A 24,877-nucleotide genomic window follows, 5' to 3' on the forward strand; every position below is an offset into this window, starting at 1 on the left:
GGCCTGTATGAATGTCCAGACTATTTTGGACCGGGCTTCAGCCGGGAGAAGGCACTACAGCGCTCTTACCTGCAGCTCGCCCGCTTTCCAGGCGTCGGTAAGAAAAAAGGGCATCGGCATCAGCCATTCGTCGCCTTTTACCCGCGCTGGATAAACAAAGGCGTTGCCACCCCAGGTCAGCTCCACGGGCTGCGTCTCGCCCTCTTTTACCGTTGCCTTACCCGCCATGCTGGCGAAGCCGGCGTTGCTGCCGACGTGGAAGTTATCCATGCGCCAGCGCACCGGCGCGTGCGGCGGCCAGGGCTGCGCCTGGTGGAAACGGAAAATCTCATCGTGGCTGAGAAGGCTTTCGCGCACCGTCGGCCACAGCGCGGCCTTAAGGAAATATTGATCGGTAAAGCGCTCGCTGCCGCTGTAGCGGGCGATAAAGTCGCGCATCGCCTGCGCCATATTGCTGAAGACGCCGTTGCAGCCGCCCCACATGCCCGCCAGCAGCAGCTCGGTATGCGTAAAGTAGTCGCGCATATGGTGGAACCAGTATGGCGAGGCGAGCCAGGCGTTGACCGCGGCCGCTTCGCGCTCCGACAGCAGCGAGTCGGCGTCGCGGATAATAAAGCGTTTGACGACGGGATCGTCCATCACCAGAAAACGCCACAGCGTCGGGTAGATCGCCTTTTCCTGCGACATATCGACCAGATCGACATGCGGCTGGTTGAGGCGCTGCCACACATGCTGCGGCACGCTCTGGTCAAGGTAAACGCGGCAGCGCCAGCCGGGATAGAACGCCTGCGCCACCTCAACGTTTTTAATCAGGGTTTCGCAGTAGCGCGGCTGGCCGCCGTAAAGGCTAAAGGCGATAACGTTCTGTTCGGGTCTGGTGAGATCGATCGGCTCCGGCCGCGCCGCCGGAAAGGCGTAGCGCTGTCCCTGGCGGAAACGGGCGTCCGCGCCGTTCAGCGCCTCAAGGCCATATTTCGCCAGCTCCTCTTGCCTGCCCATCCAGCCGCACAGCTCCGCCAGTCCATCCAGCCAGGTCTCTGAAGCGGTCGCGCGCACCGCGGGCGGCGCCTGATAGATTTTCTGATAGACCCGGTAAGCCTTGCTGTAGTGGCCGAGCCGCAGCAGACAAAGCGCATAGTCGCTCAGCACCTGCATCTGATTTGGCATGGCGCGCAGCACCTCTTCGCAGCAGCTGGCGGCGGCGGCATAATCCTGCTGTGCCATATGCTGGCGAAAGCGCGCGGCGGCGTTTTCAAGGCGCGCCTGCATGGCGACGGGAGAAGGGGTTAAGGCGGATTTCTGTCGTGGCGGCGTCTGGCGCATCGGGCGATCCTCGCTTTTGCTGTAGAGAGCAGAGGCAGCGCGCAGAGGCGCTGCCTGAAAGCGTTATAACAAACGGCGAGCCGCTTCGACCACAATTTTTACCGCATCGCTCTCGGTCTGCTTCATGGTAGCCGCATCCGGGATCTCTTTTTGCGTACGGTTGACGATAACGCCCGCCACCATGCCCGCGCGCAGCCCCTGGCTGGCGCACATCGTCAGCAGCGTCGCAGACTCCATCTCATAGTTGAGCACGCCCATCTGCTGCCACTCTTTCATCGAGCCCTGGAAGCGGCTCACCACGCGGCCGGAGAAGGTGTCGTAGCGCTCCTGTCCCGGGTAGAAGGTATCGGAAGAGGCGGTAACGCCGATATGGGTTGTGGCGCCGCTCGCTTCCGCCGCCGCAACCAGCGCGGTGGTGCAGGCGAAGTCCGCCACGGCCGGAAACTCCAGCGGCGCGAAATGCTGGCTGGCGCCGTCGAGGCGCACCGCGCCGGTGGTGACCAGCACGTCGCCGACGTTAATGTGCGGCTGAATCGCGCCGGTGGTGCCGACGCGCAGGAAGGTGCGCACGCCAAGCTGCGCCAGCTCTTCCACCGCGATAGAGGTCGACGGGCCGCCGATGCCGGTGGAGCAGACCACCACCGGCTTGCCGTCCAGCTTCGCCAGCCAGGAGGTGAATTCCCGGTGCGACGCCAGCGGCTGGGCATCCGCCATCAGTCCGGCAATTTTCTTTACGCGCTCCGGATCGCCGGGAACGATAGCCAGGGTCGCGCCCTGCAGATCGGCTTTGGTCAGGCCAAGGTGGAAAACGTCAGACATAGCAAACTCCTGAACAGGGAAGTGAAGCGCGCCACTCTACGTCAGCGCAGCGCAAATTTGTGTGATTACAGTCACTATCAAAAATGAATGTTACATTTTACTTAGATAACAATGAGATCTCTGTCACATAACTAAGCCATTCAGAATGTCATTGCTACAAGCTGTGTGCGTCGGGCTTCGCAGCAATGTTAAAGAGAAGAGTGTTTTTGCTCGCTCCCTACGCCGTTCCCGGTCTCTGGTCCAGAGGTTATCTGGCCAGGCTATAGTTACGTGATTGCGCTACTGCCAGCACGGAGAAAAAAATGAAAACCGAAGACAATATGGCACAAAAATCATCGACGGGCGGCTTTGCGCCTGCAGTGCAGCCGACCGCCTCAACAACCATCCATACCGACAGCCCTGACATTCATTCCGGCGAAACCTCGGTGCCGAGCCAGGGCGAGAATATGCCCGCCTGGTACGCCCGTCCCAAAGAGGCAGCCGGCCCGCTGCCGGTGGTGCTGGTGGTGCAGGAGATCTTTGGCGTGCACGAGCATATCCGCGATATCTGCCGTCGACTGGCGCTGGAGGGCTATCTGGCGGTCGCGCCGGAGCTCTATTTCCGCGAAGGTGATCCGAACGACTACAACGACATCCCCACCCTGTTCAGCGAGCTGGTAAATAAGGTGCCGGACAGCCAGGTGCTTTCCGATCTCGACCACGTCGCCAACTGGGCCGGCCGCAACGGCGGCGATATTCGCCGCATGGGCATTACCGGCTTCTGCTGGGGCGGCCGCATCAGCTGGCTTTACGCCGCGCACAATCCGCAGCTGCGCGCCGCCGTCGCCTGGTATGGCCGCCTGACTGGCGAAAAAACCATGAAGCAGCAGAAGCACCCGATCGATATCGCCGTGGATTTAGGCGCGCCGGTGCTGGGCCTTTACGGCGGCCAGGACAACAGCATTCCGCTGGAGAGCGTGGAGCAGATGCGTCAGGCACTGCACGCCGCTAATGCGAAGGCAGAAATTGTCGTCTATCCCGACGCGGGCCACGCCTTTAACGCCGACTACCGTCCGAGCTATCACGCCGAGTCGGCGCAGGATGGCTGGGCGCGCATGCTGACGTGGTTCAGGCAGTTTGGCGTCGTCTGATTGCTCACGCCATAAAAAAGGGGCGCCGCAGCGCCCCAAACTCAACAACAACACAAAGTAAACTCAGGCGTTTTCGCCGCGCAGTTTCTTCGCCGCGTCCACCATATTCGCCAGCGCCTGACGGGTCTCCGTCCAGCCGCGCGTTTTCAGGCCGCAGTCCGGGTTGACCCACAGACGCTCTTCTGGAATGCGCTGCGCCGCTTTACGCAGCAGATTCTCCATCCACTCGACGCTCGGCACGTTCGGCGAATGAATATCGTAAACGCCGGGGCCGATTTCGTTCGGGTATTCAAATGCCTTAAAGGCTTCCAGCAGATCCATATCGGAACGCGAGGTTTCGATAGTGATGACATCCGCATCCAGCGCTGCGATAGACGCCATAATGTCGTTGAATTCGCAGTAACACATATGGGTATGGATCTGCGTGTCATCTTTCGCCACCGCGGCGTTGAGCCGGAAGGCGTCTACCGCCCACTGCAGATAGGCGGCCCAGTCGGACTGATGCAGCGGCAGACCTTCGCGCAGCGCTGGCTCGTCAATCTGAATAATGCCGATGCCGGCCGCTTCGAGATCCGCCACCTCGTCGCGCAGCGCCAGCGCGATTTGCTTCGCGATGGTCTCGCGCGACACATCCTCGCGCGGGAAGGACCAGCAGAGAATGGTCACCGGCCCGGTCAGCATCCCCTTCACCGGCTTGTCGGTCAGCGACTGCGCATAGGTCGCCCACTCCACGGTAATCGGCTGCGGACGGCTGACGTCACCGATAATCACCGGCGGCTTGACGCAGCGCGAGCCGTAGCTCTGCACCCAGCCGTTCTGGGTGAAGACGAAACCGTCCAGGTTTTCGCCGAAGTACTCCACCATATCGTTACGCTCCGCTTCGCCGTGTACCAGCACGTCGAGGCCAAGGCGCTCCTGCTCGGCGATCGCCTGCCTGATATGCTGCGCAATGCCGGTGCGGTAGCTGGCGCCGTCGATATTGCCCTTTTTAAAATCGAGCCGCAGGCCGCGGATCTCAGTGGTCTGCGGGAAAGAACCGATGGTGGTGGTTGGCCAGGCCGGCAGATTAAAGCGGCTGCGCTGCGCGCGGGCGCGCGCGGCGTAGGGGCTGGCACGCTCGGTATCCTGTGCGGAAATCGCCGCCAGCCGCCTGCCGACCGCCGCATTATGAACGCGGCTGGAGTGGGCGCGGTTGCGAATCGGCGCGCTCCAGGCTTCCAGTGAGGCGGCGTCGTTATGGTTGAGCGCGTCGCTCAGCAGCTTAAGTTCGCCACACTTCTGCAGCGCGAAGGCGAACCAGCTTTTTACTTCATCATCGAGACGGGTCTCAGCGTTCAGATCGATAGGGCTGTGCAGCAGCGAGCAAGAGGTGCCGATCCACAGCAGATCGCGCTGGCCGAGCAGCGGCTGCAGGCGCTGGTACCAGCGGCTCAGATCGGCACGCCAGACGTTGCGGCCGTTGATAACGCCGAGCGACAGCAGCCACGACGCCGGCAGCTGCTGATTCAGCTGGGCGAGGTCGTCACGGCCGTGTACCAGATCGACATGCAGCCCCTGCACCGGCAGCGCCCGAATCACATCAAGATTCTGGCCGATGCTGTCGAAATAGGTGGTCAGCAGCAGCTTCACCCTGCCCTGCAGCGCCTGATAAGCGGGCCCGAACGCATCGCGCCACGCCTGCGGCAGCTCCAGCGACAGCGCCGGCTCGTCAATCTGCACCCACTCGACGCCGCGCTTTTTCAGCTCGGCCAGCACCTGCTGATAAACCGGCAGAATCGCATTCAGCAGCGACAGGCGGTCGAACGGCTCGCCTTTCACTTTGCCCAGCCAGAGATAAGTCACCGGCCCGAGCAGCACCGGCTTCACCTTGTGGCCCAGCGCCAGCGCCTCGTCCACTTCGTCCAGCAGCTGCGTCCAGCTCAGTTTAAACGACTGGCCCTGGGTGAACTCCGGCACGATATAGTGATAGTTGGTGTTAAACCATTTGGTCATCTCGGCGGCGGCGGCCGGTTCGCCGGTCGGTGCCCGACCGCGCGCGATGCGGAACAGCGTATCAAGATCGACGGTGCCCTCTTGATTCTGATGGCGAGCCGGGACGTTGCCCAGCATCAGGCTGGTGGTCAGCACATGATCGTACCAGGCGAAATCGCCAACCGGCAGCCAGTCCACGCCCGCCTCTTTCTGCTGCTGCCAGTGACGGGCGCGCAGTTCGCGTCCTGTCTCCAGCAGCGCCTGCTGAGTCGCTTTGCCCGCCCAGTAGCTCTCCTGCGCTTTTTTCAGTTCGCGACGCAGGCCGACGCGGGGAAAGCCGAGGGTATGGTTCAGAATGGTCATATGCTGTTCTCCCGATAAATTCTCTTTGGCTTCGCCTGGCAGCCAAAGATGTTTAGCCGTCCAGATGTTTACACCGCTATCTTCTGCGGGTAGTGTATGTTCCTCAAGCGCAAATTGTTCAATCTCCATGTGAAGGACGCTCATGATCGAACTCAAGCACCTGCGGACGCTTCAGGCTCTGCGTAATACTGGCTCGCTGGCCGCCGCCGCCGCGCAGCTTCATCAAACGCAATCCGCGCTATCGCATCAGTTCAGCGATCTCGAACAGCGGCTGGGATTCCGCCTGTTCGTGCGCAAGAGCCAGCCGCTGCGCTTCACGCCGCAGGGTGAAGTTCTGCTGCAGCTGGCGGAGCAGGTGCTGCCGCAGATTCAGCAGGCGCTGCAGGCGTGCCACGAGCCCTGTCAGGCGACGCTGCGCATCGCCATTGAGTGCCACAGCTGCATTCAGTGGCTGACGCCGGCGCTGGATAAATTCCGCCAGAGCTGGCCGCAGGTGGTCATGGATTTCAAGTCGGGCGTCACCTTCGATCCGCAGCCTGCGCTGCAGCAGGGCGAACTGGACGTGGTGTTGACCTCCGACATCCTGCCGCGCAGCGGCCTGCACTACACGCCGATGTTCGACTTCGAAGTGCGTCTGGTTCTGGCGCCCGACCATCCGCTGGCGCAGGTAGAGCAGATTACGCCCGAGGATCTGGCGCAAGAGGTGCTGATGATCTATCCGGTGCAGCGCCAGCGGCTCGATATCTGGCGCCATTTTCTCCAGCCGGCGGGCGTCAGCCCGGCCCTGAAGAGCGTCGATAACACCCTGCTGCTGATTCAGATGGTGGCGGCGCGCATGGGGATCGCCGCGCTGCCGCACTGGGTGGTGGAGAGTTTTGAAAAGCAGGGATTAATCGTAACCAAAACGCTGGGCGAAGGGCTGTGGAGCCGGCTTTATGCCGCCGTACGCGACGGCGAGCAGCGTCAGCCGGTGCTGGAAGCCTTTACCCGCTTCGCGCGGCAGCACGCCTGCGAACACCTGCCCTTTGTGCGCGACGCGGCGCTTCCGGGCGCGATTTTGCAACGCTGAGCCGTAAATTCCCCTATAATGCGCAGCCTGTTAAACGACCATGAGAAAATCTCACCATGACCAATAACGATATTTTGCGCAGCGTGCGCTTTATGCTGAATTTAAGCGATGCCAAAGTGGTGGAGATTTTCGCACTGACTGACTGCGAAGTTGCGCTGAGCGACGTGCAGGCCTGGCTGAAAAAAGAGGACGACGCCGCGTTTAAACCGCTGCCGGACGTGCTGATGGGCTATTTTCTTAACGGCCTGATTTTCTTCCGTCGCGGCAAAAGCGAAGAGATGCCTGCGCCCTCGATCGAGCGCCGCATGAACAACAATATTTTTATGAAAAAGCTGCGTATCGCCTTCGATCTGAAAACCACCGATATTCCGGCGGTGCTGGCTAAGGCTAACTTCACGGTTTCTCAGGCGGAAATCGGCGCTATCTTCCGCAAGCCGGAGCATAAAAACTATCGCGAATGTGGCGACCAGATTATGCGTAACTTTCTAAAGGGCCTGACCCTGACGCTGCGCCCGACGCAGCCGGCCAAAGCCGCTCCAGCCCAGGCCACGAACACCCGCCCGGCCCAGGCAGCGAAGTCTGCTCCGGCGAAAACGGCGAAACCTCGCCCGGCCCAGCCAGCAAAAGCCAAAAAGTAGCCTTGCCCTTTAGCGCGTGCCAGCCGTCAGGACGACCATCGTTGTCCTGACGGATTATGCGCCTCAGCGACTACGTATCACCCAGCGCTTATGCACATAGAGCGAAGCGAAAATCACCAGCGCGCCGGCGATAAAACTGGGCCAGTGCGGCTTCTGCTGCCAGATCGCCAGATTCACCAGCAGCCCTGCCGGAACGTGCATATTGTTCATAATGCCCAGCGTGCCCGCATCCACCTGCGTGGCGCCGTAGTTCCACATAAAGTAGCCCAGCCCCGACGCCGCCACGCCCAGCCACACCAGAATGCCCCACTGTAGCGAGGTGGTCGGCAGTTTCGCCGGATTACCCCACAGGCACCAGGCGATAATCGCAATCAGCACCGCGCCGAGATAAAACCAGGAAAAAGCGGTGTGCTGCGGCATTGGCCGGGTTTCCTGCAGACGCTTGTAGCCCACCATGCCCACGGCAAAGCAGATATTTGCCAGCTGCACCAGCAGCAGGCCGAACCAGAAATGATCGCTGACCTTGTCGTAGCGAATAATCGCCGCGCCCGCGACCGCCAGCAGCGCGCTGAAGGCGTAGCCGATGCGCAGCGGACGCCTGCTGATCAGGTCATAAATCAGGGTGACGTAAAGCGGCGTCATCACGGTAAACAGCAGGAACTCCGAGACGCTGAGGTAGAGATAGGCCTCAAAGCTAATCAGGTACATGATGCCGAGCTGCAGCATCCCCACCAGCATATAGAGCAGCAGCGTCGACGGACGGTAGCCGCGCCAGCGCAGAAAAGGCAAAAACACCAGCGCCGCCAGCGCCAGACGCATCAACACGGAGAACCAGGAGTCCACCTGCCCCGCCAGATATTCTCCAATCAGGCTAAAGGAAAACGCCCAAAGAATAGTGGTAACGATCAGTAACAGCACAGCTTCGATCCTGCAAAAAGAGAGAGGTCGCTAGTGTAATCAATGTGCTCTGCCCACGCGGCGCTTTCTGGTTGACAAGTGAATACAAACCCACCACTCAGCGCACGGAGCCGCTGCGCAATTTACAGGCCATGCGCGATTAAAACCATTGTGTGAAATTCAACCTGCGTTATTGTCATAAAAGTGTAACAAATGTGTCAACTATCACAGCCAGCATGCGCGAAAAGCGCCAGAATAGACGCGAAAAGGAACATGGCGGCAACCTCTGGAACGTTCTGCCCCTTACTACAACGACTAAACGCCCGGGAGGGCAGCTATGCTGAGCATTTTTAAACCCGCGCCGCACCGACCGCAGGTCGCGGAAGATCAGGTTGATCCGTTATATCGCCGCCTGCGCTGGCAGATCTTCTTCGGCATCTTTTTTGGCTACGCCGCCTACTATCTGGTGCGCAAAAACTTCGCGCTGGCGATGCCCTACCTGGTTGAGCAGGGCTTTTCACGCGGCGACCTTGGCTTTGCGCTTTCCGGCATCTCCATTGCGTACGGCTTCTCAAAATTTATTATGGGCTCGGTCTCGGATCGCTCGAATCCGCGCGTGTTTCTGCCTGCCGGGCTGATCCTCGCCGCTGCGGTGATGCTGATTATGGGCTTCGTGCCCTGGGCAACCTCCAGCATTATGGTGATGTTTGCCCTGCTGTTTGTCTGCGGCTGGTTCCAGGGCATGGGCTGGCCGCCCTGCGGACGCACTATGGTGCACTGGTGGTCGCAGAAAGAGCGTGGCGGCATTGTTTCCGTGTGGAACTGCGCGCATAACGTCGGCGGCGGCCTGCCGCCGCTGCTGTTTCTGCTCGGCATGGCCTGGTTCAGCGACTGGAAAGCGGCGCTTTATATGCCCGCCTTCGCCGCTATCGCCGTGGCGCTGATCGCCTTCGCATTAATGCGCGATACGCCGCAGTCCTGCGGTCTGCCGCCCATCGAGGCGTATAAACAGGATTACCCGCCGGACTACAGCGCCACGCATGAAGAGGAGCTGACGGCGAAGCAGATCTTTACCCAGTATGTGCTGCCCAACAAGCTGCTGTGGTATATCGCGCTGGCTAACGTCTTTGTCTATCTGCTGCGCTACGGCATTCTCGACTGGTCGCCCACCTACCTGAAAGAGGTAAAGCACTTTACGCTGGATAAATCCTCCTGGGCCTACTTCCTGTATGAATACGCCGGTATTCCCGGCACGCTGCTGTGCGGCTGGATGTCGGATAAAGTGTTCAGGGGGAATCGCGGCGCGACCGGCGTCTTCTTTATGACGCTGGTGACCATCGCCACGGTGATTTACTGGTTTAACCCGGCGGGCAACCCCGGCGTCGATATGGCCTGCATGATCGTCATCGGCTTTCTGATTTACGGCCCGGTGATGCTGATTGGCCTGCATGCGCTGGAGCTGGCGCCGAAAAAAGCGGCGGGCACGGCGGCAGGCTTTACTGGCCTGTTCGGCTATCTCGGCGGCTCGGTTGCGGCCAGCGCCATCGTCGGCTATACCGTCGATTTCTTCGGCTGGAACGGCGGTTTTCTGGTCATGGTGGTGGGCTGCGTGCTGGCGGTGATCCTGCTGCTGTTGACTATGGTTAACGAACGCAAACACAAGCAGCGGCTGGCGTCATAGCCTGAGAGAGGCCGGCATCGCGCCGGCCGCTTTGTTGCCGTCAGGATAAAAACAGTGTGCGCAGCGTATGCGGCACGGCATCGTCCGCATTGCTGCCGATCACTTCCAGGTCAGGCAGGGTATTTTTCAGACGCTGGTGGGCGTTGCGCATAATGCAGCCCTTGCCCGCCATGCTCAGCATCTCTACGTCGTTCATGCCGTCGCCGAAGGCGATACAGGCTTTAAGCGAGTGTCCCAGCTGTTTTGCCACCGCTTCCAGCGCGTGCCCTTTCGACACGCCGCCCGCCATCACCTCCAGACAGGTCGGCAGCGAAAAGCTGACGTTGACGCGGTCGCCCCAGCGCGCCTTCAGCGCCAGCTCGAGCGGGATCAGCGCCTCGGGATCGTCGCTGGTGAAAAAGACCTTGCTTATATTGTCGCCCGGCAGCATCCCTGGCTCATACACCTGATAGCTGAACACCGACTCGCGGAAATAGTCCTGCTCCGCCGGATGCGCACGGCTCATAAACCATTCGTCGTCGCGATAGACGTGCGTCAGGATAGCGGGACTGGCGTAGTGCAGCTCGTAAAGCTCCAGCGCGATATCTTCGTCGAGGTTATGGCTGAACACCAGCTCGCCCTCCGCGTTATGCACGCGCGCGCCGTTCGAGGTGATCATATAAGCGGGAATGCCCAGCTTGTCGCGCATCTGCCCGACGTCGATATAGTGACGGCCGGTGGCGAATACAAAGTGAATATCACGCGCCACCAGCTGTTGCAGGATATCGTGGGCGTAGGGCGTCAGCCGATGGTCGGGAGAGAGCAGCGTGCCATCCAGATCGGATGCGACGATTTGAAACATGAAAACCTCAGGTATTGTTATAGGCCGTGGCCGGTAAGATAGCTTTTCGAATTAAGGATGCGCCTCGAAGAAATCAACCAGCGCATTCAGCGCTTCGGCGCGCATGGCATCTTTTTCAAACAGAATTTCGTGGCGCGCCTCTTTAATAACGCGCGCCTCGCAGGGATGGCCCGCCTGCGCCATCGCCGCGCAAAAGAGGTCCTGCGAACGGTTATCCACGACGCGATCCTCGCCTGCCTGCAGCAGCAGAACAGGCGTGGTAATAGTGCCTGCCAGGCTGAGGATATTGCGTCCCGCGTGGATACCTTCGCGCACCCAGTGATAGGTCGGACCGCCGACGCGAATAGCGGGATCGTCGGCGTAAAAACGCAGGCTGCGACGATAGCGCTCTGCGCTGTGCGTCAGGCGATTGATGCCGAACGGGTGCGCGCGCCAGCGTCCGGTGCCGAGCGCATAGCCGTCGCGGATCGCCGGGCGCTTCTCCGCCCAGTCGAGAATGCGGTTCGCAAGGAAAGAGGGCATCGGCAGCGCGATGCCGAACATCGGCGCCACCAGCGTGACGGCGTGAAACGCCTGCGGCTGACGCGCCAGAAACAGCGTCAGGATCGCCCCGCCCATCGAATGCGCCAGCGCGTAGCGGCGCTGGTAGTGGCCGCCGACAATCTCTTTCAGATAGAGCGTCTCTAAGTCGTCAACGTAGTGGGTGAACTCCACCACATGACCGCGGTGGGTATCCTGCAGCAGCCGATCGGAGCGGCCCTGCCCGCGATGGTCGAGGATCACCACGTCAAAGCCGCAGTGAAACAGATCGTACGCCAGTTCAGGGTATTTGACGTAGCTTTCGATGCGTCCGGGCACGATAAGAATAACGCGCTTATGCTGCGGCGCGGTGAAACGCACATAGCGCAGCGTGACGTTTTCCACGCCGACAAATTCACGCTCTTCGCGGCGGTGCCAGAAGTCGAGCAGCGGACCGTGCGCAAAGGCGGCAAAGGCTTTTTCCCGATTGAGCCAGCTCGCTTTATGTCGTTCCATCTTTCCCCCTGCAGACGCGCGATAAGCCTGTAGCGAGCCGCGCATGCGGCCCGTAGCGTCACGCTTGTTTCTGGCGTATTGTGTCATATTTCCGCCCAGACAGGGAGCGCAACCCATGACCACTGAATGGTGGCTGACCTACCTTCTCACCACCACTATCCTCAGCCTTTCGCCCGGTTCCGGCGCGATTAATACTATGAGCACCGGCATCAGCCACGGCTATCGCGGCGCGGCGGCCTCTATCAGCGGCCTGCAGCTTGGCCTGGCGATCCATATCGTGCTGGTGGGCGTTGGGCTGGGGGCGCTCTTTTCGCAGTCGCTGCTGGCGTTTGAAGTGCTGAAGTGGGCGGGCGCGGCCTATCTGGTGTGGCTCGGCATTCAGCAGTGGCGCTCTGCGGGCGCCATCGATCTCGACGCGGTGGCGAAAGCAACCCCGCGCCGCCGCCTGTTCAAGCGCGCGGTGCTGGTGAATCTTACCAACCCGAAAAGCATCGTGTTTCTCGCCGCGCTGTTTCCGCAGTTTATTCTGCCGCACCAGCCGCAGGCGATGCAGTACCTGGTGCTGGGCACCACCACTGTTGTCGTCGATATCATCGTGATGATAGGCTACGCCACGCTGGCGACGCGCATCGCGGCCTGGATCAAGGGACCGAAGCAGATGAAACTGCTCAACCGTATCTTTGGCGGATTGTTTATGGCGGTCGGCGCGCTGTTAGCCAGCGCCAGAAGGATTGCCTGAGCCCTGCTGCGCACGCCGATGGTTAACGCCGTCGGTGTCGCAGTCAGATTGCGGGCGGACAGCGCGCAGTCACCGCAGCGTACAAGAGTACGTGAGGATGACGAGCACTGCCCGGTGCCGAAATGGCAAGTAAGTCAGTCTCTGACGAGAAAAAACAGCAGCGCCGATATTCAGAGCCGTCGGTGTCGCAGCCAGTTCGGTGCCGGCCAGCGCACAGTCACCGCAGCGTACATCAGTACGTGAGGATGACGAGCACTGCCCAACCGCAAGCTGACAAGTAAACCAGGCTCTAACGAGAAATGATAAGGTGGATGCCGAAACCGGCGAACAGTACACCCGCCACGCCATCGACCCATTTCGCCGCGCGCTGATATTTGTCGCGCATCCACGGCAGAGCGAAGATCGCCGCCACCAGCGTAAACCAGGCAAAGGTCTCGCCGACGATCAGCAGGAACAGACCCCAGCGCTCCAGCGCGCCGATATCGTTGCCGACGAACAGCGAGAAAACGCTGCCGAAGTAGATAATCGCTTTCGGGTTCGACAGGTTGGTGAGAAAGCCTTTAAGAAAACTTCTGCCCTTTTTCGGCAGCTCCACGACCGGCGCATCCTGAGCCGGTTTCTTGTGGCGCTGACGCGCCGAGCCGAGCAGCTGCCAGCCCATCCACAGCAGATAGAGACCGCCGCCGACCATAATGATCTGATGCAGCCACGCCATCTTTTCCAGGATCAGGTGCAGCCCCATCAGCGCGACGCCCGCCCATATAACGATCCCCAGCGTAATGCCGAGCACGCCCATCATCGCCTCTTTGCGCGAACGGCTGGCGGCAGTTTGTGAAACAAAAAAGAAGTCCGGGCCGGGACTCATCAGCGCGACCAGATGCACCAGCGCAACCGTGGCAAATAACATCAGCATGGGTAGTATCCTTTACTCTTCATCATCAAGATGCTCTTTGATCATCACCAGGAAGGGTTTGCCAAAGCGCTCCAGTTTGCGGTGGCCGACGCCGTTGACGCTCAGCATCTCCGACGCCGTTACCGGCATCTGCTCCGCCATCTCAATCAGCGTGGCGTCGTTAAACACCACGTAGGGCGGGATATTCTCTTCGTCGGCAATGGCTTTACGCAATTTACGCAGCTTGGCGAACAGCTTGCGATCGTAATTGCCGCCGTAAATTTTCGGCGAGCTGCTGCTTTTCGGCTTCGCCGCGTTAAGACGCGGCACCGCCAGCATCAGCGGCACTTCGCCGCGCAGCACCGGACGCGCCGCTTCCGTCAGCTGCAGCGCGGAGTGCATGGCGATATTCTGCGTCACCAGCCCAAGGTGGATAAGCTGGCGCAGCACGCTGACCCAGTGTTCATGGCTCTGCTCGCGGCCAATGCCGTAAACCGGCAGCTTGTCATGTCCCTGATCGCGAATGCGCTGGTTGTTGGCACCGCGCAGCACCTCGACGATATAGCCCATGCCGAAACGCTGACCGACGCGATAAATGCAGGAGAGCGCTTTCTGCGCTTCCACCAGACCGTCGTAACGCTTCGGCGGATCGAGGCAGATATCGCAGTTGTCGCACGGCTGCTGGCGTCCTTCACCGAAATAGTTGAGCAGCACCAGACGGCGGCAGGTTTGCGCTTCAGCGAAGGCGCCCATGGCGTTAAGTTTGTGACGCTCAATATCCTGCAGCGGCCCGGGCGCTTTCTCTTCCAGACATTTGCGCAGCCACGCCATATCCGCCGGATCGTAAAGCATCATCGCTTCGGCCGGCAGCCCGTCGCGTCCAGCGCGGCCAGTTTCCTGATAGTAGGATTCGATATTGCGCGGAATGTCGAAGTGCACCACGAAGCGCACGTTGGGCTTGTTGATGCCCATACCGAACGCCACCGTCGCCACCACAATTTGCAGGTCGTCGCGCTGGAACGCCTCCTGCACCCGGGCGCGCTGCACGCTGTCGATGCCGGCATGATAGGCACCGACGCTCAGCCCGCGGCTCTGCAGACGCGCGGCGGTGTCTTCGACCTTGGCGCGGCTGTTGCAGTAAATAATGCCGCTTTTGCCGCGCTGATCCTGAACGTAGCGCAGCAGCTGCTCGGTGGGCTTGAACTTCTCCACCAGCGTATAGCGAATATTAGGACGGTCGAAGCTGCTGATCTGAATCAGCGGGTCCTGCATATTCAGCAGGTGAACGATATCGTTGCGCGTGGTTTCGTCGGCGGTGGCGGTCAGCGCCATCACCGGCAGCTGCGGGAAACGCTGACGCAGCTGACCCAGCGCGCCATATTCCGGCCGGAAATCGTGGCCCCACTGCGAAATACAGTGCGCTTCGTCGACCGCCAGCATCGCAGGCTGCCAGTGCGCCAGGCTCTCAAGGAAGTTATCCATCATCAGACGCTCAGGCGCGATATAGAGCAGCCTGACGCGGCCGGTACGGCAATCCGCCATGACCTGCTGCTGCTGTTCGCGCGTCATGGTGGAGTTAAGACACGCCGCCGCAACGCCGTTCGCCAGCAGCTGATCCACCTGATCTTTCATCAGCGAAATCAGCGGCGACACCACCAGCGTCAGGCCTTCCTGCACCAGCGCGGGGATTTGATAGCAGAGCGATTTACCGCCGCCGGTGGGCATAACGACCAGACAATCCCGTCCGCTCAGCGCCGCATTGATAATGGTTTGCTGACCGGGACGAAAATGCTGATAGCCGAAGGTATCCTGCAATACCTGCTGCGCCAGCGCTTCCTGATTATGTACTACCGAGATTGCCACTGTATTCCTGTTGTTTTCCGGAGAGTCAGAACAGATCGTTTAGCATGACGCCGACGCCGAGACGCGTCTGACGGTGGTTATAGTCGATAAGCGACTCACCATAACCGCTAAACACCTGGGTATAGAAACGCACGTGTTCGCTGATCGGATAGCTCCAGCCCAGCGTCGCACCGCCAAAACCGGTATTCCAGTTGTAGTTGCCTTCCACGCTGAAGATATTCTCGCCGGCGATATAGCCCAGCTTCAGACGGTAGTAGCCCATATATTTGGTGATATCCGGGTTATCGTCTTCGCTGTCCGGTATGCGGTACCAGGGTTTGACTTCGGCGAGGAAGTTGCCGTTCTGCGCCATCAGGCGCGCATAGACGCGGTTCCAGCTGCGCGAGGTCGGATCGCTGCGGCCGTTAGACTGGTGGTTAAAGCCCACCTCCACATCGCGCAGCGTCCAGCCGGCGAAGTCGTAATCCGTGGCCCAGCCGAGGAAAATCTGCGGCTCGTAGTTGGTCTCGCGAAACGGCGACGACTCGCCGCGGTTCGACAGCTGCCACCAGGAGCGCTGCGTATAGGAGGCGGCCAGCACGGAGTTGTCACCCAGAATACCGCGCCACAGCGGAAATGCCAGACTGAGCTGAAATTTCACTTCATCTTTGCGCGCGTTGTCCGCCCAGTTATAGGAGGAGATCGCCTCTTTATTGATATCGCTGGTATAGGTATAGAGCAGATAGTTGCTCTCATACGGATAGAGCACAAACGGGTTGTCGTGCTTCTCCAGCAGGTTGGCGATAATGCTGCCGCGCACCTGAGGGGTATCGTGGACCTCTTTTACGGTGGCTTCTTCCGCCTGCGCCAGCGCAGGGAGTAACAGGGCGGCTGCTAACAAGGCGCGATGCTTGCGCATAACTTTCTCCGATGAAGGCTGCGAGTCAAATGAATGGGGAGTCATAAAAAGGAGGCCATTCTACACGCAAAAGTCGGTGAAGATGAGCGCTGATTTCCGAAACTGGAAACCCTCTCGCGCGCGGCTTAGAATACACAACTCATTAACATTTTACGCCGCAAAGGCGTATGCGCAGGATTGCTGTTATGTCATCACGGCTGCTGTCTCAGCAGGAAGCCCGCCAGATGGTGGGTGAAATTTTTGTTTACCATATGCCCTTTAATCAGGCGCTCGGCCTGGAGCTGGATCGGCTGGAGAGCGACTATGCCGAAATCAGCTTCGCCAGCAAAACCATGCTGGTCGGCAACGCGGCGCAGCAGATCCTGCACGGCGGGGTTATCGCCTCGGTGCTGGACGTCGCCGCCGGTATGGTCTGCGTCAGCAACGCCCTGACGCGCGCCGAGAGCATCAGCGAAGAGGAGCTGCGCCAGCGCCTGTCGCGCATGGGCACTATCGATATGCGCGTCGATTACCTGCGTCCCGGCCGCGGCGAGCGCTTTACTGCCACCAGCAGCCTGCTGCGCGCCGGAAACAAGGTCGCGGTGGCGCGCGTGGAGCTGCATAACCAGCAGGGCGACTATATTGCCACGGCGACGGCGACCTATTTGATTGGTTAATCGCGGACGCCGTGCGAAAATCGACTTTTTCCGGACGCTTTCTCTCTATGGATACGCAGCAAACCCGCCAGGGCATTGGCTTCGCGCTCGGCGCCTACTTTATCTGGGGTATCGCCCCGGCCTACTTCAAACTGGTGAAAGCCGTACCGCCGACGGAGATCATGACGCACCGCGTCATCTGGTCGGCGCTTTTTATGCTGGTACTGATTAGCCTGAGCCGCAGCTGGCGCCAGGTGCGCAGCGTGCTGGCGCAGCCGAAGAAGGTGCTGCTGCTGGCGCTGACCGCCGTCACTATCGGCGGCAACTGGCTGCTGTTTATCTGGGCGGTGAATAACCAGCATATGCTGGAAGCGAGCCTCGGCTACTTTATCAACCCGCTGATTAACGTGGTGCTCGGCATGCTGTTCCTGCGCGAGCGCTTTCGGCGCCTGCAGTGGCTGGCGGTACTGCTGGCGGCGGGCGGCGTGCTGGTACAGCTGTGGCAGTTTGGCTCGGTGCCGCTGATCGCACTCGGGCTGGCGCTGAGCTTCGCTTTTTACGGACTGGTGCGCAAAAAGATTCAGGTCGATGCGCAGAGCGGCATGCTGATTGAGACGCTGTGGCTATTTCCGCTGGCGGCGATCTATCTGTTCGGCGTTGCCGATACCCCGACCAGCCACCTGAGCGCCAACCCGCTGAGCCTGAATCTCAAGCTGGTAGCGGCGGGCATTATCACCACCATCCCTCTGATGCTGTTTGCGGCTGCCTGCGCGCGGCTGCGCCTCTCTACCGTCGGCTTTTTCCAGTATCTCGGCCCGACGCTGATGTTTCTGCTGGCGGTGCTGTTTTACGGTGAGGCGGTGACGCCCGACAAGATGGTGACCTTCGCCTTTATCTGGCTGGCGCTGGCGGTGTTTATTTTCGATGCGGTGGTGGCGACGCTGCGCAGTCGACGCATAACAAGGCAGCAGGAAGTTTAAGCTAACAGCGCGCAAAAATGTCAAAACGCGAATGACATGGACCGAAGAGCAAAGCGTCCCGCGCCAGGGAAGGCGCGGGCCGAGCTGGCAGGGATGCCGCTTTTTGCGTCTTTGCGATCGGTCCTTATCAGTCGCGTAGGCTCCGGACTGCCCGTCCACTGATAAACGATTACAGCCAGTTCTTGCGTTTGAAATAGAGATAAGGCGCCAGGCCAGCAAGGATCATCAAACCAATCGCCGCCGGGTAGCCAAAGCTCCACTTCAGCTCCGGCATAAACTCGAAGTTCATACCGTAGCTGGAGGCCACCAGCGTTGGCGGCAGAAATACCACCGACACCACCGAGAAGATTTTGATAATGCGGTTCTGCTCGATATTGATAAAGCCCATCGCCGCCTGCATCAGGAAGTTAACCTTCTGGAACAGCGATTCATTATGCGGCAGCAGAGACTCGATATCGCGCAGGATCTCGCGCGCCTGCTCCAGCTGGTTGTTCGGCAAACGCGCCTTGCGCACCAGGAAATTGAGCGCGCGCTGGGTATCCATCAGGCAGAGCCGCACCTTCCAGCCGATATCTTCCAGCTCGGCGAGGCGCGACAGCGCCTGGTCATACTCTTCGCCCTGCTGCCCTTCCATAATCACGCGGCTGAGCTTCTCCAGCGCGCTGTAGATATTCTCGATCTCATCCGCCAGCTGTTCGATTTTGGTTTCGAACAGATCCAGCAGCAGCTCAAAGGCGTTGCCGTCGATCAGCGTCTGATTACGGGCGCGCATACGGTAAAGACGGAACGCAGGCAGTTCGCGCTCGCGCAGCGTATAGAGCCGCCCTTCGCGAATGGTGAAGGCCACGGTGGAGTTGCCGGCGTGATCTTCCGCATCTTCATAAAAGAAGAATGAGTGAATGTGCAGCCCGTCTTCATCTTCGAAAAAACGCGCCGAGGCTTCGATATCCTCCAGCTCGGGACGCGTCGCCAGGCTCTGCCCCAGCTCGCTCTGCACGCGGTCGCGCTCGCCCTCTTCTGGCTCGATCAGATCGACCCACACCGAGGTGGTCAGTTTGTCGTTTTCGTCTTCCAGCTCCAGACGCGTCAGGCGGCTGCGATCCAGTTTAAATGCGCTCAGCATAGCAATACTCCCCATTGCAGACTAAATGGGACAAGGCCGTTGGCCGATCGGCCACGGCAACGCCTGGACACGGAAACGCTCGTTCAAAAGGTGAATCAGTGCTGACTCGTGCGACGGGATAAAAAAGGGAGGTCGCTGATAACCGCTAAGGCTACCCGCTAAAAGAGGAAGCCTTAGATGTTATTCCTGGTAACCAGGTGACTGAGCCAGCATCGACTGGGCGTATCCAAGGCATTGTCCTCTCTTGATAATAGTGCGCGCATGTTACGCTGAGACGAAAAAGTCGTCAACCGATGACTAAGCGGTTTCCAGCTTCGCATAGGCGGCCACCAGCCACTTGATGCCCTGGCCCTGAAACGCTACCTGCACGCGGCTGTGTTCGCCGCTGCCTTCCAGGTTGATAATGGTGCCTTCGCCGAATTTCGCATGCTTAACGCGCTGGCCGAGCGAAAAGCCGCTGTCGCTTTTCGAAACCGGCGCGCCCATACGCTGATGGTTAACCGGCCGGCTGACGCTGGCGCGCAGGCGCACCTCTTCAATACACTCTTCCGGCAGCTCGCCGATAAAGCGCGACGGGCGGTGATAGACCTCTTTGCCGTAAAGTCGTCGGGACTCGGCGTAGGTCAGCGTCAGCTTCAGCATGGCGCGCGTCACGCCGACATAGGCAAGACGCCGCTCCTCTTCCAGACGGCCGCCCTCGTCCAGCGACATCTGGCTCGGGAACATGCCCTCTTCCATGCCGACGATAAAGACCTGGCTAAACTCCAGGCCTTTCGCCGAGTGCAGCGTCATCAGCTGCACCGCATCTTGCCACTTATCCGCCTGGCCTTCGCCCGCTTCCAGCGCGGCGTGCGACAGAAACGCCTGCAGCGGCATCAGATCTTCATCTTCATCCTGATAGCTGAACTGGCGCGTCGCCGTCACCAGCTCCTCAAGGTTTTCAATACGCGCCTGGCCCTTTTCGCCTTTCTCCTGCTCATACATCATCCACAGGCCGGAGTCCTTGATAACGCGGTCGGTCTGCACATGCAGCGGCATTTCGGCGGTTTCGCTCGCCAGCGAATCGACCAGCTCGCAGAAGCGCTGCAGCGCCGAGGCCGCACGGCCCGCCAGCGCTTTGGTTTGCAGCAGATCGCGCGTCGCCTGCCACAGCGTCATCTGGCGTTCGCGCGCGGTCTGGCGCACCACGTCGAGCGTGCGATCGCCGACGCCGCGCGTTGGCGTATTGACCACGCGCTCAAAAGCCGCATCATCATTGCGGTTGGCGATCAGGCGCAGATAGGCGAGCGCGTCCTTGATCTCCTGACGTTCGAAGAAGCGCATGCCGCCGTAAATGCGATAGGGCATGCTGCTCTGCAGCAGCGCCTCTTCCAGCACGCGCGACTGGGCGTTGCTGCGGTAGAGAATGGCGCAATCCTGTAGGGCGTTGCCGTTCTCCTGCCAGGTTTTGATGCGGTTGACCACAAAGCGCGCTTCGTCCAGCTCGTTGAAGGCGCAGTAGATTGAAATCGGATCGCCGTCGCTGCCGTCGGTCCACAGCTCTTTGCCGAGACGGCCGTTGTTATTGGCGATCAGGGCGTTGGCCGACTTCAGGATATTGTTGGTGGAGCGATAGTTCTGCTCAAGACGAATGGTTTCCGCCGCCGGGAAATCCTGCAGGAAGCGCTGGATATTCTCGACCTGCGCGCCGCGCCAGCCGTAGATCGACTGATCGTCGTCGCCGACGATAATCACCCGGCCGCTGTCGCCCGCCAGCATGCGGATCCAGGCGTACTGGATGTTGTTGGTGTCCTGGAACTCATCGACCAGGATATTGCTGAAGCGTTCACGATAGTGATTGAGAATATGCGGCTTATGCAGCCACAGCTCATGGGCGCGCAGCAGCAGCTCGGCGAAATCGACCAGCCCGGCGCGGTCGCAGGCTTCCTGATACGCCTGATAGATGCGCAGCCAGGTCTGCTCTACCGGGTTGCCGTAGCTTTCAATATGTTTCGGGCGCAGCCCTTCATCTTTTTTGCCGTTGATGTACCACATGCCCTGACGCGCAGGCCACTGCTTCTCATCCAGATTCATCGCCTTAATCAGGCGTTTCAGCAGGCGCAGCTGATCTTCACTGTCGAGGATCTGGAAATCCTGCGGCAGGCCGGCATCGAGATGGTGCGCGCGCAGCAGGCGATGGGCGAGGCCGTGAAAGGTGCCGATCCACATGCCGCCCTGGCTGGTGCCGATCAGCTGCTCAATACGATGACGCATCTCCGCCGCCGCTTTGTTGGTAAAGGTTACCGCCATAATTGAATAGGGCGAGCAGTTCTCTACCGACAGCAGCCAGGCGATGCGGTGCACCAGGACGCGCGTTTTTCCGCTACCCGCGCCTGCCAGCACCAGCAGGTTGCTGCGCGGTGCCGCCACGGCCTCGCGCTGTTTGTCATTCAAACCGTTAAGCAGATCAGAAACGTCCATAGGCACCGTTCACTAAAGAAAACAAAAAGCGAACCCTGAATCATTCAGCTTGCAGCAAGACGCATGATTCAGGGTACGACTGGATAAATCCACAGCCATTATAACAGTGAGGTCAGGGAAGCCAATCGCGAAATTTCCACGTGCGGCACCAGACGCGCGTCGGCAATCTGCATCAGGTTGCCGCCGCGCAGGTTGATCCAGCACGCCTGCATGCCGCAGCGCAGCGCGCCCGCGACGTCAGTGGTCAGGTCGTCGCCTACGTGCAGAATATGCGCAGGCGCGATGCCGAGCCGCTGCGCGGCGAGATGATACATATCCTGATAAGGCTTCGCGCGGCCGTCTGGCCCGGCGCGCAGCGAGAACTGAAAATAGTCGGCGATGCCGAGCTGCTCCGGGCGCGCGTTACCGTTGGTGATGGCCACCAGCGGGACTTTTTCGCCCAGCGCCTTCAGCGTCTGATGCGTCTCTTCCGGCATCTCCACCTGGCTGCGCCAGTGGTGAAATACCTTCATGATTTCGTCTGCGCCCGCTGCCGCCGCCTGCGGGGCGAGACCGGCGTTCAGCAGCGCCAGCTCGACCGAGCGTCGACGCCACTCCGATACGTCGTGATAAATATCGGGCTCGCGCGCCAACAGCTCGTCGCGCAGCCGCTGATAATCGAGCGGCGTAAAGTCGCGCAGCGACGGATGCCAGGCCTGCAGCGCCGCATGGGTCTCGGCGGTGGTCCTGCGGATCACGGGATAGTTATCGTAAAGCGTATCGTCGAGATCGAAAGTGATCGCCTTAACGGCGCGTAGCGGACGGTAAAACTTCATTCGTTCTTTCCTCGTTTGGCGCGCGGATGTGCAGCATCGTACACCGTCGCCAGATGCTGGAAATCGAGATGGGTATAGATCTGGGTAGTAGAGAGGTTGGCGTGACCCAACAGCTCCTGCACCGCGCGCAGATCGCCGCTCGACTCCAGCAGATGCGTGGCGAACGAGTGACGCAGCTTGTGCGGATGAATATGGCTGGCGACGCCCTGCTTCACGCCCCACTCGGCAAAGCGCTTTTGCACGTTGCGCGCCGAAATGCGGCGTCCGCGGCTGGAGAGAAACAGCGCGTCATCCTCGCTGCCAAAAGCGGCGCGCAGCGGCAGCCACTGCTGCAGCCAGGTTACGGCGGTGCGGCCAATCGGCACCCGGCGCTCTTTGCTGCCCTTGCCCACGACCCAGACGTCGCCCGCCTCAAGATCGACGTGACGGCAGTCCATATTAACCAGCTCTGACAGGCGCAGCCCGCCGCCGTACATCACCTCCAGCATCGCACGGTCGCGCACCGCCAGCGGATCGTTCAGGTCGATCTCCAGCAGCTGGTTTACCTCATCGACATCGATATTTTTCGGCAGATGGCGCGCGTTGCGCGGCGTGGTGATCCCTTTCGCGGGATTGGCGGAGAGTTTGCCCTGGCTGACCTGCCAGTCGAGAAAGCTGCGTAGCGCCGACATACGCAGCGCGAGGCTGCTGGTACCTAATCCGGCGCGACGGCTGCGCGACGCCATGCTGCGCACCTGCGCCGGCTCCAGCTGCGCCCAGCTCTCCAGCTTCATCTCTTCCGCCATCTCGCTCAGCGTCGCCAGCTGGCGCGCGTAATTTTCCTGCGTCAGCGGGCTGAGCTGGCGCTCGACCTTGAGGTAGCGCAGAAATTCGTCGACGGCGGCGTGCAGCGCGTTCATGCGCGTTCCACCCAGCGCGACAGCAGTTCCGGCAGCATCTGCGCCAGATGCTGCAACAGCAGCGTGCCCATGCCGGCCTGATAGTGCTGGCTGTCGCGGCTGCTGAAAATCAGCACGCCCAGCTCGCCGCGCTCGCCCATTAGCGACATCGCAACCGAGCCGATCGCTTTAGCCTGCGGCAGCAGCAGTAGCAGCTCCGGGCCGTTCAGGCTGCCGAGAAAATGGTGCTGCTGGCCGAAGCGCTGGATGCGCAGCGGCTCGAAGGCCTGACGCGACAGGCTGAGCTGCACAAACTCCGAGGGGGCGCCCAGCCGCCACTTGTCGGCGAAAAGGCGCAGATTGGCGCCCGCCAGCCCAAGATCGCGCGCCCAGCGGTGCAGGCGGTTGAGCATCTCCTGCAGCGAATCGGCCGACGCCAGGTGTCCCTGCAGCGCCAGCAGCCGATCGAACAGCTCATGGTTGGCGCTGGCCTGCTCCATCAGCAGGGTGATCTCCTCTTCCAGCCGCTGGATATGGTTGCGCTGACGCGCCATATGCCACTCCACCAGCGACACGCTGCCGCGCACCGGATGCGGCACCGCCATCTGTTCGACCTGGCGGGCGTTGCGGATAAAGAAGTCAGGATTTTGCTGCAGATAATCGTTAACGGCCTGATCGTCCAGCAGGAGCGTGTTGTCAGCCTGCTCTTCGATATTTTTCATAGATGAATAAACCCATCGTAAACGTGTGTGGCGGGGCCGGTCATAAACAGCGGCTGACCAGCTCCTTTCCAGGCGATATGCAGCGTGCCGCCCGGCAGATCGACGCGCACCTTCGGCGCCAGAATTCCCTGCTGAACGCCGCAGGCTACCGCGGCGCACGCGCCGCTGCCGCACGCCTGGGTTTCGCCCGCCCCGCGCTCGTAGACGCGCAGGCGAATATGCTCTGTCGACACTACTTCCATAAAGCCGACGTTGACGCGCTCGGGAAAGCGCTCGTGGCTTTCCAGCGCCGGGCCGAGGCTGTCGACCGCGGCGGTCTGCACGCTGTCGACCTGGATCACGCAGTGGGGATTGCCCATCGACACCGCGCCGAACATCACGGTCTGCTCAGCGACGCGCAGCAGATAGAGATTTTCCGCTTTATTGGCGCGGAATGGCACCTGCTGCGGCTCGAAGTTGGGCTCGCCCATATTGACGCGCACCAGTTCGTCCGGCGTCACGCTCAGTACCATACGTCCGGTTTGCGTGCTGACGCGAATTTCACTTTTATTCGTCAGGCCTTTCAGCCGCACAAAGCGCGCAAAACAGCGCGCGCCGTTGCCGCACTGCGCCACTTCGCTGCCGTCGGCGTTAAAGATGCGATAGTGGAAGTCGAGATCGGGATCGTAAGGCGGTTCAACGATCAGCAGCTGATCGAAACCGATCCCCAGATGGCGATCCGCCAGCCGGCGAATCAGCTCCGGCGAGAAAAAGACGTTTTGCGTCACGGCATCCACAACCATGAAATCGTTGCCGAGTCCGTGCATTTTGGAGAACTGCATTTTTTGCTCCGCCGGGTGCGCCATTACAATTATTCTGCTGACATGCTGGCGTTGCCGCCGCTCACCAGTCCACGCGTGTCCGCCTGAGCCGCACGCTGTTGCTGCTGTTTTTTCTGCTGCTCAGCTTGCTGTGGAGATTGCGTTTTTGGCTGGTCGGCGGGCGGGAAGTAAAGCGGTCCTTTTAGTCCACAGCCTGCCAGGCTCGTCAGCGCCAGCGCCATTGCCAACAGGCTTTTTACTCTCTTCATCTGTTCTGCTCTTTTGTCCTTAACCTGGTTGCTTAT

General features: G+C 60.3%; 22 protein-coding genes and 1 pseudogene. 7 read left to right on the forward strand and 16 right to left on the reverse strand.

Annotated elements, in window-relative coordinates; genetic code table 11:
- Positions 1-54: 54 nt before the first annotated feature.
- Both MHZ97_RS10695 and udp read right to left on the reverse strand, forming a co-directional pair.
- Entirely contained in the window at positions 55-1,323 is a 1,269-nt protein-coding gene (locus MHZ97_RS10695) for a tetratricopeptide repeat protein (RefSeq protein WP_239314542.1), read from the reverse strand.
- Between the two features lie 63 nt (positions 1,324-1,386).
- Positions 1,387-2,142 (reverse strand): uridine phosphorylase, encoded by a 756-nt coding sequence (gene udp, locus MHZ97_RS10700; RefSeq protein WP_081137960.1) that lies wholly within the window; start codon positions 2,140-2,142, stop codon positions 1,387-1,389.
- A 302-nt stretch (positions 2,143-2,444) separates the two neighbouring features.
- On the opposite strand from udp, the gene MHZ97_RS10705 reads away from it, so the two are divergent.
- Positions 2,445-3,272 carry a dienelactone hydrolase family protein gene (locus MHZ97_RS10705; protein WP_103797468.1) on the forward strand — a complete coding sequence of 276 codons (828 nt, stop codon included), beginning with the start codon at positions 2,445-2,447 and terminating at the stop codon, positions 3,270-3,272.
- A gap of 63 nt (positions 3,273-3,335) precedes the next feature.
- Here MHZ97_RS10705 and metE read toward each other — a convergent pair whose 3' ends face one another.
- On the reverse strand, positions 3,336-5,606 hold the full coding sequence (metE, locus tag MHZ97_RS10710) for a 5-methyltetrahydropteroyltriglutamate--homocysteine S-methyltransferase (RefSeq protein ID WP_239314543.1): 2,271 nt from the start codon (positions 5,604-5,606) through the stop codon (positions 3,336-3,338).
- A 142-nt stretch (positions 5,607-5,748) separates the two neighbouring features.
- On the opposite strand from metE, the gene metR reads away from it, so the two are divergent.
- Both metR and MHZ97_RS10720 read left to right on the forward strand, forming a co-directional pair.
- Positions 5,749-6,675 (forward strand): HTH-type transcriptional regulator MetR, encoded by a 927-nt coding sequence (metR, locus tag MHZ97_RS10715; RefSeq protein ID WP_103797466.1) that lies wholly within the window; start codon positions 5,749-5,751, stop codon positions 6,673-6,675.
- A gap of 56 nt (positions 6,676-6,731) precedes the next feature.
- Positions 6,732-7,196, forward strand: a pseudogene (locus MHZ97_RS10720) (DUF1456 family protein); the annotation flags it as partial.
- A gap of 180 nt (positions 7,197-7,376) precedes the next feature.
- On the opposite strand, the gene MHZ97_RS10725 reads toward MHZ97_RS10720, so the two are convergent.
- The gene (locus MHZ97_RS10725; RefSeq protein WP_239314544.1) at positions 7,377-8,231 is read right to left on the reverse strand and encodes a carboxylate/amino acid/amine transporter; all 855 of its coding nucleotides are present in this window, start codon (positions 8,229-8,231) and stop codon (positions 7,377-7,379) included.
- Positions 8,232-8,547: 316 nt separating this feature from the next.
- Here MHZ97_RS10725 and glpT point away from each other — a divergent pair, with 316 nt between their 5' ends.
- Positions 8,548-9,891 carry a glycerol-3-phosphate transporter gene (glpT, locus tag MHZ97_RS10730; RefSeq protein WP_239314545.1) on the forward strand — a complete coding sequence of 448 codons (1,344 nt, stop codon included), beginning with the start codon at positions 8,548-8,550 and terminating at the stop codon, positions 9,889-9,891.
- 40 nt (positions 9,892-9,931) lie between these two features.
- Here the strand turns inward: glpT and yigL are convergent, their stop codons facing one another.
- Both yigL and pldB read right to left on the reverse strand, forming a co-directional pair.
- Entirely contained in the window at positions 9,932-10,732 is an 801-nt protein-coding gene (gene yigL, locus MHZ97_RS10735) for a sugar/pyridoxal phosphate phosphatase YigL (RefSeq protein ID WP_103797462.1), read from the reverse strand.
- A 51-nt stretch (positions 10,733-10,783) separates the two neighbouring features.
- On the reverse strand, positions 10,784-11,767 hold the full coding sequence (pldB, locus tag MHZ97_RS10740) for a lysophospholipase L2 (RefSeq protein WP_103797461.1): 984 nt from the start codon (positions 11,765-11,767) through the stop codon (positions 10,784-10,786).
- A gap of 115 nt (positions 11,768-11,882) precedes the next feature.
- Between pldB and rhtB the strand changes: the two genes are divergently transcribed.
- Positions 11,883-12,506, forward strand: a complete 624-nt coding sequence (rhtB, locus tag MHZ97_RS10745; protein ID WP_103797460.1) for a homoserine/homoserine lactone efflux protein — start codon at positions 11,883-11,885, stop codon at positions 12,504-12,506.
- 289 nt (positions 12,507-12,795) lie between these two features.
- On the opposite strand, the gene rhtC is transcribed toward rhtB, so the two are convergent.
- Genes rhtC through pldA form a run of 3 tightly spaced genes read right to left on the reverse strand, consistent with a single transcriptional unit; the run spans position 12,796 to position 16,159 of the window.
- Positions 12,796-13,419, reverse strand: coding sequence for a threonine export protein RhtC (rhtC, locus tag MHZ97_RS10750; RefSeq protein ID WP_224481568.1), 624 nt, complete (start codon positions 13,417-13,419; stop codon positions 12,796-12,798).
- Between the two features lie 12 nt (positions 13,420-13,431).
- Positions 13,432-15,261 carry an ATP-dependent DNA helicase RecQ gene (gene recQ, locus MHZ97_RS10755; protein ID WP_103797457.1) on the reverse strand — a complete coding sequence of 610 codons (1,830 nt, stop codon included), beginning with the start codon at positions 15,259-15,261 and terminating at the stop codon, positions 13,432-13,434.
- 25 nt (positions 15,262-15,286) lie between these two features.
- Complete coding sequence (gene pldA, locus MHZ97_RS10760) at positions 15,287-16,159, reverse strand: phospholipase A (RefSeq protein ID WP_103797456.1); 873 nt, start codon at positions 16,157-16,159, stop codon at positions 15,287-15,289.
- A 185-nt stretch (positions 16,160-16,344) separates the two neighbouring features.
- Here pldA and MHZ97_RS10765 point away from each other — a divergent pair, with 185 nt between their 5' ends.
- Complete coding sequence (locus MHZ97_RS10765; protein WP_103797455.1) at positions 16,345-16,815, forward strand: thioesterase family protein; 471 nt, start codon at positions 16,345-16,347, stop codon at positions 16,813-16,815.
- Positions 16,816-16,862: 47 nt separating this feature from the next.
- Positions 16,863-17,774 (forward strand): EamA family transporter RarD, encoded by a 912-nt coding sequence (gene rarD, locus MHZ97_RS10770; RefSeq protein ID WP_239314546.1) that lies wholly within the window; start codon positions 16,863-16,865, stop codon positions 17,772-17,774.
- Between the two features lie 169 nt (positions 17,775-17,943).
- Here rarD and corA read toward each other — a convergent pair whose 3' ends face one another.
- From corA to MHZ97_RS10805, 7 genes are all read right to left on the reverse strand, one after another.
- Positions 17,944-18,897: a magnesium/cobalt transporter CorA gene (gene corA, locus MHZ97_RS10775; RefSeq protein ID WP_033754593.1), complete on the reverse strand. Its 954-nt coding sequence runs from the start codon at positions 18,895-18,897 to the stop codon at positions 17,944-17,946.
- A gap of 297 nt (positions 18,898-19,194) precedes the next feature.
- A complete protein-coding gene (gene uvrD / locus MHZ97_RS10780; protein ID WP_239314547.1) occupies positions 19,195-21,357 on the reverse strand; it encodes a DNA helicase II in 2,163 nt (720 codons plus the stop codon).
- Positions 21,358-21,455: 98 nt separating this feature from the next.
- Positions 21,456-22,172: a 5-amino-6-(5-phospho-D-ribitylamino)uracil phosphatase YigB gene (yigB, locus tag MHZ97_RS10785; protein WP_103797452.1), complete on the reverse strand. Its 717-nt coding sequence runs from the start codon at positions 22,170-22,172 to the stop codon at positions 21,456-21,458.
- A complete protein-coding gene (gene xerC, locus MHZ97_RS10790) occupies positions 22,169-23,071 on the reverse strand; it encodes a tyrosine recombinase XerC (RefSeq protein ID WP_103797451.1) in 903 nt (300 codons plus the stop codon). Before xerC ends, yigB begins: the two co-directional genes overlap by 4 nt.
- Positions 23,068-23,772, reverse strand: coding sequence for a DUF484 domain-containing protein (locus tag MHZ97_RS10795; RefSeq protein ID WP_103797450.1), 705 nt, complete (start codon positions 23,770-23,772; stop codon positions 23,068-23,070). The genes xerC and MHZ97_RS10795 overlap by 4 nt, the downstream gene beginning before the upstream one ends.
- The gene (gene dapF / locus MHZ97_RS10800; RefSeq protein WP_103797489.1) at positions 23,769-24,593 is read right to left on the reverse strand and encodes a diaminopimelate epimerase; all 825 of its coding nucleotides are present in this window, start codon (positions 24,591-24,593) and stop codon (positions 23,769-23,771) included. Before dapF ends, MHZ97_RS10795 begins: the two co-directional genes overlap by 4 nt.
- A 29-nt stretch (positions 24,594-24,622) precedes the next feature.
- Positions 24,623-24,841 (reverse strand): lipoprotein, encoded by a 219-nt coding sequence (locus MHZ97_RS10805; RefSeq protein WP_239314548.1) that lies wholly within the window; start codon positions 24,839-24,841, stop codon positions 24,623-24,625.
- Positions 24,842-24,877 lie beyond the last annotated feature (36 nt).

Source organism: Pantoea sp. ACRSC (genome assembly GCF_022346785.1).
GTDB classification, from domain to species: Bacteria; Pseudomonadota; Gammaproteobacteria; order Enterobacterales; family Enterobacteriaceae; genus Pantoea; species Pantoea alvi.